This window comes from Bradyrhizobium sp. UFLA01-814 (assembly GCF_046718885.1).
Taxonomy (GTDB): domain Bacteria; phylum Pseudomonadota; class Alphaproteobacteria; order Rhizobiales; family Xanthobacteraceae; genus Bradyrhizobium; species Bradyrhizobium elkanii.
Map to the genome: position 1 here is coordinate 1 of NZ_JAQOSR010000232.1, position 10,905 is coordinate 10,905.

Below are 10,905 nucleotides of genomic sequence, written 5' to 3' on the forward strand. Positions count from 1 at the left end.
ATCGGACGTCTGCCGCCCGCGAGCGTATTCGGATGGTCGGGTTCGAGCACAAAGCCGAAGCCGCGATTGTGCAAGAGGACCCCGCACTCGGGGGCGACGATGCCGCTGCCGAAATCGTCGAAGATGGAGTTGATGAACGAGACCGCGGTACGATCCTTGTCGACGACGGACAGAAACACCGTGTCCTTGTGTTCTGGCGTCGCGACCGGAACGACGTCGACCAGCCGCGAGTTCTGCGATATCCGGCCGGTAAGGATGTCGGCACGGGCCGAGCTCTTCATGCGTTCGACGGGTACTGGTGCGGCATCGGGATCGCCGACGAAGGCGTCCCGCTCCGCATAGCCGATGCGGGCAATTTCGGACAGCAGATGATAGCGTTCGACCGATACCGGGGCGAAGTCTGCGACATTGTATCGGTCGAGCAGATTTGCCATGGCAAGGACGGCCACGCCCGAGCCGTTCGGCGGGCATTCCCACAATTCGTAGCCACGATAGGACGTCGATATCGGCGTCTCGTATCGGGGCCTGAACGCGGCAAAGTCCTCAAGCGTGTGAAAGCCGCCCAGCGAACGAAGCGTCTTCACCATGCTTTCTGCGATCCATCCCTCGTAGAATACATCCGTCCCCTTAGCGGCGATGTCTTTCAGAGCGCGAGCGAGCGCCGGCTGCACGTGCAAGTAGCCCGGCTGCGGCGCTTCCCCCGAAGCAAGAAAGACCGAGGTCGTCGCAGCCAGACGGGACAGCTTCGGCACCTGCCTGCTCCAGTCCCGGGACAGCCGCTCGGTGACCGGATAGCCGTTTTCCGCAGCTGCGATGGCCGGTGCAAGGAGGCGCGCCAGATCGAACGTTCCGTGGTCCTCCGTGAGCCGCGCCCAGGAGCGCACAGCGCCCGGAACAGTAACCGTGTGGACGCTTTCGGGATCGAGCGTTCTGATTCCGGCTTCCGCGAGCATGCCTAGGCTTACCGCGGCCGGCGCAGCTCCGGACCCGTTAAGCGCAACGACCGGCTGCCCTTCCCGCTTCAACAAGACGAAGCAATCCCCGCCGACACCTGTCTGGGTCGGCTCGACGACGGCAAGCATCGCTCCCGCCGCTACGGCGGCATCTACGGCGTTGCCGCCATCGCGTAGCACATCGATCGCGGCCAGAGTGGCGAGCGGGTGCGTCGTAGCGGCCATGCCGTTCACGCCGAACGCTTCCGAACGCCCCGGTGACTCGAAGTTTCTCATGCCTCACCCTTCCGGAATTGGCGGCGCCTAAAAGGAAGCGAGGCCAGCATTGCGCAGATCTGTAACGAGCATGGAGGACGGCGCGTGCGTGATGCACAAGGGCGGCTTTGCGTTCGCGGTCGCAAGCTGCGGGGTGAGGCCACAGGCCCAGAACAGCGGGATCTCGTGCGGAAGCACCTCTCCCGAACCTACCTCCCTGTACCTCTTCGACAGGTCCACTCCGATCAAGCCGGGATCGCCGATATGAACGGGAGCACCATGAACGTTCGGGAAGCGCGACGTTATCTGGATGGCACGAATAGCCTCCCTGGCCGCGAACGGTCGCATCGTGACCACCAGCTTCGCGCGGAAGTCACCGGCAGGCATCGTATCTACGGTCGTCTCATAGACGCCAGCCACTTCGCCACGCTCGAGATACCTGAGCGCAATTCCCGCTTCCACCAAGGCGTACTCGAACGAAAAGGAGCAACCCAAAGCGAAGGTCACCAGGTCATCCTGCCAGAGCCGGGATATGTCGGTCACTTCGTCCGCGAGCTGACCATCGCGAAAGACGTGGTACCGCGGCACATCGGTGCGGATGTCAATGTCCTCCCCCAGGGTGGGAAGACAGGGATCGCCGACATCCGACCGGGCAATCAGGGGGCATGGCTGCGGATTGCGTTGGCAGTACAGAAGGAAATCTTCCGCATGGCTTCGAGGAAGAATGCAGATGTTCGCTTGCACGCGATCCGGTGCGAAGCCGGCCGTGTAGCCGGCATAAGCACCGGAGCGCACCGCCTTACGGACCGAGGTGACGTCGCGCGTATCGAAATCAGGAGCCCGACTGTTCATGGCACCGCCTTGGTCGCAGGCGCCTCGACGGGCGCGTAATCCGACATCGGTCGGGCCATTGTATCGGTCGCGAGTTCGAGCGAACGTCCGCCAGTTTCACGTCCAAGCAACGCCATGGTAACGGCCTGCACGAAAAGTAGCCCGCCGATCGTGGACAGCACCGCAGCGACGCCCCAGTTGTTGAAGAGATAGACAACGCCGAAGGGAACCACAGCCGTCGTAAGCCTCGCTATTCCGACACAGACGGCGTTGCAGCGCATACGAACGGACGTCGGGAAGAGCTCGGGCAAATAGACCGCCTGGATCGTCGCGAGAAGAAAGTAGATCAGCGCGAAAGTGGCAAAGCCGATGCCGACGGCCGCGACCTGTGAAGTGGCCTGGCCGAACAGCACTGTCATGATGGCCGCACCGATAGAGCCGCCGATGATCGCGGCGCGTCGACCCAGGCGATCGACCCAAAGCCGGGCGACGAATGCTCCCGTTGGCGCGCCGAGCGACATGAGCGCCGACTGGCCGAGGGTCTGGTTGATTGGGATGCCCTGCTTGAGAAGGAAAGTCGGGATCCACGAGACGAGGCCATACAGGGCTGCGAACATGACGACCTGCAAAACCGTTCCGAGGACCAGAGGCCGAATGAACGCCTTTTGCCAGATCGACCCCGGAGCAACTGCGGGCCGCCACTCCGGAGCGCCAAGTTCGCCGTGCTCGCTGCGCGCCTCGTGCTCGATAGCCGAAACGACCTGATCCGCTTCGCTGAACCGCCCCTTTACTTCCAGCCAGCGCGGAGACTCGGGAAGCGCCTTTCGAAGCCATAAAATGATCAGTGCTCCGACGCCGGGGACTGCGAACATGATGCGCCAACCGAATATCGGGATGAGCGCCCAGCTCAACAGGGTCGACACCAGTAGTCCCATGCTGGAAATCATCGAGAGTGTGGAAACCCAGCGCCCGCGTTGCTGCGGCGGAACGAACTCGGCAAGCGTCCCATAGCCCAGGACGATCTCGGCACCGAGGCCAACGCCACAAAGGAACCGCAGGAAAACGACCCACTCCATGTTGGGCGCTGCGGCACCTGCGAGAGACGCCAGGCCGAAGATCGCCAAATTCCACTGGAACGTCACCCGGCGACCGAGCATATCCGCGACGACACCCGCTCCGACCGTTCCCAGAAACATGCCCAGGAACGTCGCGGACACGAAATACGCGTTCAGGTCGAGACTGGAAAAGCCGGTTGAGAGAAATACGCCGAGCACTGCGCCAGCTATGTAGATGTCGAGGTTGTCAAAGAACATGCCGCCGCCCACGAGGGCGACGATACGCTTGTGAACCCTGGAGATCGGAAGGCGGTCGAGGCGCGCCGATACCGAATTGGCTTGCTGCATTTTCTCCCCTTCTGGATTTTGTGATTGTTCTACTTATCGCCTTGCGACACAGTCGATTTCGACCAGAGCGCCCCTTACGAGATCGGTGACGCCGACGCAGGTCCTCGTCGGTCGATGATCCGGGTGAAAAAACCGGGAGTAGACCTCGTTCATCTCGTCGTAGTCGCGCTTGAAGTTGGTAAGAAATGCGCGGACGCTGACCACGTTTTCCATCTTCAGGCCGAGGCTCCCCAGCACCCGTTCCATGTTCTTGAGGGTCTGCTCCGTCTGCGACGCGATACCTTCAGGAAGTGGCGCGCCGGGGTCATCAAGATTTCTCGCAAATTGACCCGTCAAAAATACAAATCCATCAGTCTCGACCGCGTGGCTGCTCGGCGACATCGACGGGGGTAACCCCGGCACCGTGTGGCGCGTAATCGTGCTCATCATCACCTCGTTCGGAATCTCTCAGGCCCGGATCCGGCGCAAATGCCGTCCGCATCGACGACTGTCATGGAGGTGACAGTATTGCGCTCTGTCGAGAAAAGGCCTCTAAGTGGGGCCGGATCCCGTGATTTTGTTGCGCGCCATGGCACCGACACAAGAACTTCGCTTGAATGACCTTGATCCTCAGGATCTTGCGATCCTGGAGATTCTTCAGCGAAACAACACAACTCCACAGCGGACGATCGGAGAAATGGTCAACCTGTCCGCGGCTGCGGTGCAGCGACGGATCAGCCGTCTGGAAAAGCACGGCGTCATCCAGGGTAACGTCGCCATCCTGAACCCCGCGTCAGTTGGTCAACCAATTACCGTTCTGGTGGAGGTCCAGATCGAGAATGAGCGGCTTGACCTGCTGGAGGCGTCGAAGGGGAGTTTCGCCTCGGCCCCGGAAGTGCAGCAATGCTACTACGTGACGGGAGAAACAGACTTCGTGCTCGTCGTAACAGTGGGGTCCATGCAGGAATACGAACAGTTGACCAAGCGCCTGTTCTTCGAAAACCACAATATCAAGCACTTCAAAACCCTGGTCGTGATGGACCGGGTGAAGGCGTCGATGGCCTTGAGCCTGCCGAAGTAAGGATCGCGAAATCTTGCCGCTATCATCCATCTCTGCGGCACAGGCAACGCATTGGCCTTCGTGCGCCGCAGCTTCCAGCCGGCAGCGGGCGAGCGCTGCGGCGACCACCTCGTCGCGGCGTACATAGCGAAGGTCAACGGGATGAAAAGTAAATTTCTGAAGCCGAGCGACAGCAATTGAGTGGGAAGTCGCACACCGCGCACGAACCCTCGGCGCAAGGTCTGCACATGCGATCGCAACTCTATATCCTCCAGAAAAGGGAGGATCAGCTCTCCTTCATACTTCCTCTTTGATCTTCCAGTGCACATGCCGTGCACTCGCAGCCCTATAACCTATTGAAACTCTGAACTCTCACTCCAGTCCATTGTTGAGCCTTCCGGAGCCATCTCATGCCAATCATGCCAAGGCAAACCGTCTAAGCCCCGGTTTGTCTGAAGGGTTTCTTGCCAGCCCACAATCTCATTAGGCGCCCGATCGGCTGTCCGACGCGTCAGCGTCTCGCTGTAGCCACCAGTGCAGCAAGGAGAACACCGGATCGGCCTCCAGGTGATGTTCGAACACCCCTTTGACCTCGGTTCCGATGACCACGGTCTGCCGGGGATCGCCCAGCAGATTACCCACCATGCGTACGCCACCGGCGTGTGGGAGCTCAACGAGCAGCGCGAGATATGGGTCGCACTGCTTTAGCGCCGGGTGGGATGGATGCCACACGCGTTCCCAACTGTAGATGCGGCCAGTCGGCTCGACGTCAGTCCACGTGAGATCAAGGGAATGACAATTGTGGCAAATCCATTCGGGCCCGAACTGCCAGGTGCAGCAGCGATCGCAGCGTTGCACCAGTAGGCGATTTTCGCGCAAGCCCATCCAATAGGGGGTCGAGAGGCCGTCCGGCTCGCCTACCGGAATGGGCAACCCGACAGCGAGATAGTGCGTAGGTCCACTCATAACGTTGCCTCCGAACCCAGGATGAGGTTACTGGCCGGCGTCACCATCGGGCCGCCGATCACCAACGCAACATCATTTCGTCGAGCCTGGCTCGTCGACGCGCCACGCACCTGACGAACCGCTTCCAGCACCAGCTCAAAGCCGTGCATGTAGCATTCGGCAAGGTTGCCGCCACTGGTGTTGAGCGGGAGCCTCCCGGACGGAGCGATCAAATTGTCGAAAGTCAGGAAGTCGTTGGCCTTCTCGGGCCTGAAGAAGCCATGCTCCGCCAGCGCCATCACGACACCGCCGGTGAAGTTCTCGTACGCCTGGACCACGCCGACATCTGACGGCCCTACCCCGGCCATGCGGTACAGATCGGGGGCAACTGTGTCGAAGCTCGCGGTAGCGTAGAGCGGCGCGTTGTGCGCCGTCGCGGCTGCACGATGGCCCGAGCCGAAGGCCGCACCGAGTACGTAGGCCGGCTTGGACGCGAAGTCCTTGGCGCGCTCTACCGATACCAGCAGCAAGGCCGCCGCTCCGTCATTCTCCATGCAGCAATCGTAGAGATGGAATGGCTCCACGATCCAGCGCGAGGCATCGTATTTCTCCGCGTCCAGCGGCTTGCCATGCATCACGGCACGCGGGTTGGCCTGGGCATGATGATAGGAGGCGAGAGCAATCGAGCGTAGCGCCTCCTGCCGCACGCCATGCTCGTGCATGTAGCGCTGCACTCGCATGGCAAAGCGCTGCGGGGGCGCCAGCACACCATATGGCATCAGATAGGACCGTTCGCCGGAAACGGTGTGAATCCCGGCTGCCTGTCCGAAACGGCCATATTGGCCCTGCGCCAATGAACGGAACACCACGACACAATCGGCAAGGCCCGCGACGATCGAGGCGGCCGCGTTGGCGACCGCCGCGCAGCAACCGCCGCCGCCTCCGCCCCATTGCATGGTGGCGGAGCGCAATCGATGCGTGCCCAGCGCTGCAGCCAGCCGTGACGCCTCGCTGCGATCGTCGCTGTAGGAAGAGAAGCCATCGATCTCGCGGGGATCGAGCCCGGCATCCTCGCAGGCCGCCAGGATCGCCTTCAGCGCGAGCTTGAATTCCGGAACGGGAGAAGCGCCATGACGATAATATTCGGTTTCACCGATCCCGATCACGGCCACGCGGCCCCGCAGCGTGCGCCCGTCTCGCGCGCGCCCGGTCACGGCCTGGCATCCCGTTGCGAAGGCGGGCTACCGAAGGCCCCGCCCTTGGCGAGGCGCGCGACCTCCGCCTCATCATAGCCGAGCAACTCGCGCAGCACGTATCCGGTGTGCTGCCCAACGGTCGGTGCCGCAACGGGATCAACGATCGGCGTCCGCGAATAGCGGATCGGCAGGTTGACATTGGGCACCCACCCCACCGCCTCGTGCGGGATCCGGGTGACGATCCCGCGCTCCCTCGCCTCCGGTGAGCGGATCGCCTCGCCGACGGTCCGCACCTGGCCACAGGGGACGCCAGCCGCCCGCATCCGCGACTGCCAGTGCGACCAGGGCTGCCGGCCAAAGGCATCGCCGAGAATCGCGAACAGCTCCTCGCGCCTGCGGATTCGGTCAGGGCCGGTTGCATAAATCTCGTCCGCCGCAAGGTCCTCGCGCTCAAGGACCTGCGCCATCAGGCGCTGGAAGATCTTGTCATTGCCACAGTTGATATAGAAGGAGCAATCGCTCGCTAGGAACACGCCCGACGGACACGTGTCCGGGCTGGTGTTGCCGCTTCGCTTCGGATCGGCGCCATTGAAGAGCGATTGCATTGTTGCGTAGCCGGTCATCAGGACGGCATTGTCGAACAATGACACCTCGATGGCCTGGCCCTGCCCGCTGCGCTCCCTCCCCAACAACGCGCCAAGGATTGCATTGCTCGCCATCATCGCGGTGCTGATGTCCATCACCGGCGACAAGGCCCGCACCCCTTCCCGGTCGGCGTAGCCGTTCATCGACACGAAGCCGCTCTCGACCTGCGCGATCGGATCGAAGCCGAGCCGGTCCGCAAACGCCCCGTCGCGGCCATAGGCCGACACCGAGCAATAGATGATCTCTGGCTTGATCTTGCGGCAGCTCTCATAGTCGAGCCCGAGCCGTGCCATCACGCTCGCCGAAAAGTTTTCGACGAGGACGTCCGCCGTCGCGATCAGCTCACGCGCAACCTTCAGGCCCTCCGGGGACTTCAGATCGAGAGCAACGCTGCGCTTGTTGCGGTTGGTCCAGAGGAACGGCGCACCGTGCTTGAGATCGGGATGCACGGGGGGATAGCGGCGCAGATCGTCGCCGCGGCCCGGCGCCTCGATCTTGATCACCTCGGCGCCCATGTCGGCGAGGATCATGGTCGCAAACGGTCCCGCGATGAAATGCGAGAAATCGATCACCCGAATCCCCTCGAGCGCCTTTGGCGCGCCGGGAGGACGAGGCGTGTGCTCGGGGAAATCGGCTTCGAGCTGGTCCAGCATCGGGATATCCGTTGGTTTGAGAAATGTTGATCCGAGGACCGCGGCTGTCGTCAGTTACTCTTCGGTGGCTCGACGAGCGGGCATCCACCCTGGTCGAGCGGCCGGAAGGCTTCCGGCCCGGACAACACGCCGACCTGCTCCAGCAGATCCCACTTGCTCTTCGACGCAGTCGGGCTCTTCACCTTCAGGATATACATGTTGTGAATGGCGCGGCCGTCGGCGCGCACCACGACCGGCCCGAACAGAGCGTCGTCGATCGGCGTCTCCTTCAACTTCTGGATCACGGCCGGCGCATCATTGGTTCCTGCCGCCAACGCCGCGTTGAGATAGGCCAGCACGGACGAATAGACGCCGGCATGGAAGGCAGTCGGCGATTGCCCATGCTGCCGTTCGCCGAATCTGGCCGACCATGCGCGGCTGGCATCGTTGAGGTCCCAGTAGAACGGCTGGGTGATGATCAGCCCCTCGCCGACCGCGAGGCCGCTCGACTCAACATCGTTGGTGGTGGTCAGCAGCGCCGCGAAGGTACGCCCACTCTGCTTCAGTCCGAACTCGGCGGACTGCTTGATCAGGCTGACGGTGTCGCCGCCGGCGGTCGCGAACGCGATCACGTCGGCGCCCGAGCTGTCGGCCTGCAGGATGAACGAAGCATAGTCCGCATTGTTGATCGGCACATTGACCGACCCGAGAACGGTGCCGCCACCGGTGCCGATCACCGCCGTCCCGTCGCGCACCATGGACTTGCCGAGCGCATTGTCGGTGGCGATGAAGTACCATTTCTTGCCACCGTGACGCACGAGATAGGTCCCGATGGTGTGAGAGGCCGCCCAGGTGTCGAAGGTCCATTGAATCGTATTGGGTGAGCAGTATTTTCCGGTCAGGTCGGAGGACGCCGCACTCGACGCGATCAGCGCCGCCTTGGTGCCGCGCACGACCTCGTTGACGGCGAGCCCGACGGCCGAGTTCGGCACATCGGCGACTGCATCGACCTTCTCCTGATCGATCCAGCGGCGCGCGATTGCGGCGCCGACGTCGGCCTTGTTCTGGTGATCGGCCGAGACGATCTCGACCTTGAAATCCGGATGAAGCCGCATGAAGTCCTCGGCGGCCATTTTTGCCGCCGTCACCGAACCTTCCCCGGCATTGTCCGAATAAGGGCCGGACGCGTCGTTGAGCACACCGATCTTGAGGGAGCGCGCAGCGTCCGCCGACGCGGGCGCACTGGCGCAAGCGGCCAGGAGGGCTATTCCGACAATACGCGAAAGATACTTCATTGTTTCCACCCGTCGAATGTTGTTGTCTTAGAGATCGAGCACGAGCGTGCGGGACTTGGCGCCCGAGCAGCAGATCATGACGCTCTTGTTCGCCGCCTGCTCTTCCTCGCTCAGAAACTGGTCGCGATGATCGGGTATGCCCTCGAGCACGCGCGTCTCGCAGGTGCCGCAGACCCCCTCGGTGCAGGCGTAGTTCGCGGCGATCCCGGCATCCAGCAGCGCGTCGAGGATGGTCTTTCCGGCCTCGACCGCGATGGTGCGGTTGCTTCGCGCCAGCTTGACGTCGAAGCCGCCCTCGGTGGCCGGGGCTTCCCGTGCCTTGAAATATTCGACATGCACGCGATCGGCCGGACGATCGACCGTCGCCGCCTCGAACGCCTCGAGCATGGGCTGCGGACCGCAGCAGTAGAGATGCGCGTGAGCCGGCGCGTTCCTGACGATCGCCGGCAGATCGAAAACCCGTCCCGATCGCTCGTCGTCGAAATCGACATGGACCCTCGATCGATACGTGCCGAGTTCGTCGAGAAATGCGGCGGCGGCGCGCGTCCTTGCGGCGTAGAACAGGTCCCAGCGGCATCCGAGCGCTTCCAGGCGCCGGATCATTGACAGCAGCGGCGTGATGCCGATGCCTCCGGCGATCAGGACCGAATGCTCAGCCTCTTCCTGAAGCGCGAAGTTGTTGCGCGGCCCGGAGATCGCGATGATGTCCCCGACCCTGACAGCGTCGTGAACGAAGCTGGAGCCGCCGCGGCTCTCGGCATCCTTGTTGACCGCGATGACGTAGCGATGCCGCTCGCACTGATCGTTCACCAGCGAGTAGCTGCGGATCATGCCGTTCGGCAGATGCAGGTCGATATGGCTGCCGGCTGTGAACGGGGCCAGCTTGCTGCCCGTCCGCGCGATCAGCTCGTAGGAGTGGATCCGCTCGGCCTCGTAGCCGATGCGCTTGACCAGAACCTCCTGGTTGGATGCGCTCACAGCTCGTACCCGAAATCGGCACCGAGCTTCGCCCGCATGAACGGTGCGCCGGCATCGACCCAGGAATCCTCCGGCGGCAGCCGCAGCGACACCGCCCGCACCATGAACACGTCGGGGTCCAACACCCCCTTCGGCTTGATCGCGTGATCGCGATAGGCGCCGAGCGCCTCCAGGATGAAGCGCCGCGTCATCGCAATGCCGGTATCGCTCGAACAGAGCGTCTCCCTGGTGCGATCGAAGATCGGCGAGACGCCACTCTGGCACGCACCGTCCTGCACCCAGAGCCCCGGCAGGCCCGAGAACCAGGTGGTCCGCTGAGCCTCGTAGTCGAACTGGAAACCGTTCTGCGGGTTGTATCTGGTCCAGTAGCCGGCATACGGCACCGTCACCGGGTGCTGCACGAGCGCGTGGCGGCTGGCGTGGCCACTCTCGCGGCCCTTGTGTCCGTCGGCGAAGACCTGCCGCGTCTTCTCCAGCAGCGGCTCCGACGGATGATAGGAGAACATGATACAGAGCGTGTTCTCGTCATCGATCGGCACCCAGGCATGCCCGCTTAGATCCGGGAACGGAGACAGCGGGGGCACCAGCGTATAGAACGGCAGAAGGAACTGGTTGACCCGCCAATACAACGTGTTGGCATCGTAATTGCGCCGCGCGGCGATGCTCATGCCGAAATCCTGCTTGATGCATTCGAAGGTGGGGCGCAGGTCGCGCTTCTGGATCCAGGCGCTCG

At 62.7% G+C, this 10,905-nt stretch carries 11 protein-coding genes and 1 pseudogene; 2 read left to right on the forward strand and 10 right to left on the reverse strand.

Features of this window, described 5'->3' with window-relative positions; all coding sequences use genetic code 11:
• The 4 genes from PMN64_RS39220 to PMN64_RS39235 all read right to left on the reverse strand — a co-directional run.
• Positions 1 to 1,229, reverse strand: a 1,229-nt coding sequence (locus PMN64_RS39220; RefSeq protein WP_411784625.1) for a gamma-glutamyltransferase family protein, incomplete at its 3' end; no start/stop codon positions are given.
• Positions 1,230 to 1,256: 27 nt separating this feature from the next.
• Positions 1,257 to 2,060: a putative hydro-lyase gene (locus PMN64_RS39225; RefSeq protein WP_411784626.1), complete on the reverse strand. Its 804-nt coding sequence runs from the start codon at positions 2,058 to 2,060 to the stop codon at positions 1,257 to 1,259.
• Positions 2,057 to 3,442, reverse strand: coding sequence for an MFS transporter (locus tag PMN64_RS39230; RefSeq protein ID WP_411784627.1), 1,386 nt, complete (start codon positions 3,440 to 3,442; stop codon positions 2,057 to 2,059). The genes PMN64_RS39225 and PMN64_RS39230 overlap by 4 nt, the downstream gene beginning before the upstream one ends.
• 33 nt (positions 3,443 to 3,475) lie before the next feature.
• Complete coding sequence (locus PMN64_RS39235) at positions 3,476 to 3,859, reverse strand: RidA family protein (RefSeq protein ID WP_411784634.1); 384 nt, start codon at positions 3,857 to 3,859, stop codon at positions 3,476 to 3,478.
• A gap of 151 nt (positions 3,860 to 4,010) precedes the next feature.
• On the opposite strand from PMN64_RS39235, the gene PMN64_RS39240 reads away from it, so the two are divergent.
• Positions 4,011 to 4,502 (forward strand): Lrp/AsnC family transcriptional regulator, encoded by a 492-nt coding sequence (locus PMN64_RS39240; RefSeq protein WP_157341930.1) that lies wholly within the window; start codon positions 4,011 to 4,013, stop codon positions 4,500 to 4,502.
• A gap of 51 nt (positions 4,503 to 4,553) precedes the next feature.
• Positions 4,554 to 4,682 carry a hypothetical protein gene (locus PMN64_RS39245; protein WP_411784628.1) on the forward strand — a complete coding sequence of 43 codons (129 nt, stop codon included), beginning with the start codon at positions 4,554 to 4,556 and terminating at the stop codon, positions 4,680 to 4,682.
• Between the two features lie 282 nt (positions 4,683 to 4,964).
• On the opposite strand, the gene PMN64_RS39250 is transcribed toward PMN64_RS39245, so the two are convergent.
• From PMN64_RS39250 to PMN64_RS39275, 6 genes and pseudogenes are all read right to left on the reverse strand, one after another.
• Entirely contained in the window at positions 4,965 to 5,447 is a 483-nt protein-coding gene (locus tag PMN64_RS39250) for a Zn-ribbon domain-containing OB-fold protein (protein ID WP_411784629.1), read from the reverse strand.
• A complete protein-coding gene (locus PMN64_RS39255) occupies positions 5,444 to 6,640 on the reverse strand; it encodes a thiolase C-terminal domain-containing protein (protein WP_411784630.1) in 1,197 nt (398 codons plus the stop codon). The genes PMN64_RS39250 and PMN64_RS39255 overlap by 4 nt, the downstream gene beginning before the upstream one ends.
• Positions 6,637 to 7,920 carry a CaiB/BaiF CoA transferase family protein gene (locus PMN64_RS39260; RefSeq protein ID WP_411784631.1) on the reverse strand — a complete coding sequence of 428 codons (1,284 nt, stop codon included), beginning with the start codon at positions 7,918 to 7,920 and terminating at the stop codon, positions 6,637 to 6,639. Before PMN64_RS39260 ends, PMN64_RS39255 begins: the two co-directional genes overlap by 4 nt.
• Positions 7,921 to 7,970: 50 nt before the next feature.
• The gene (locus PMN64_RS39265; RefSeq protein ID WP_411784632.1) at positions 7,971 to 9,194 is read right to left on the reverse strand and encodes an ABC transporter substrate-binding protein; all 1,224 of its coding nucleotides are present in this window, start codon (positions 9,192 to 9,194) and stop codon (positions 7,971 to 7,973) included.
• Between the two features lie 27 nt (positions 9,195 to 9,221).
• On the reverse strand, positions 9,222 to 10,172 hold the full coding sequence (locus tag PMN64_RS39270) for a PDR/VanB family oxidoreductase (RefSeq protein WP_411784633.1): 951 nt from the start codon (positions 10,170 to 10,172) through the stop codon (positions 9,222 to 9,224).
• Positions 10,169 to 10,905, reverse strand: a pseudogene (locus PMN64_RS39275) (ring-hydroxylating oxygenase subunit alpha); the annotation flags it as partial. The pseudogene PMN64_RS39275 and the gene PMN64_RS39270, both read right to left, overlap by 4 nt.

Coding starts and splice junctions, on each gene's coding strand:
- PMN64_RS39260 (WP_411784631.1), bottom strand. CDS start 7,920: ATGCTGGACCAGCTCGAAGCCGATTTCCCCGAGCACACGCCTCGTCCT.
- PMN64_RS39225 (WP_411784626.1), bottom strand. CDS start 2,060: ATGAACAGTCGGGCTCCTGATTTCGATACGCGCGACGTCACCTCGGTC.
- PMN64_RS39240 (WP_157341930.1), top strand. CDS start 4,011: ATGGCACCGACACAAGAACTTCGCTTGAATGACCTTGATCCTCAGGAT.
- PMN64_RS39230 (WP_411784627.1), bottom strand. CDS start 3,442: ATGCAGCAAGCCAATTCGGTATCGGCGCGCCTCGACCGCCTTCCGATC.
- PMN64_RS39265 (WP_411784632.1), bottom strand. CDS start 9,194: ATGAAGTATCTTTCGCGTATTGTCGGAATAGCCCTCCTGGCCGCTTGC.
- PMN64_RS39250 (WP_411784629.1), bottom strand. CDS start 5,447: ATGAGTGGACCTACGCACTATCTCGCTGTCGGGTTGCCCATTCCGGTA.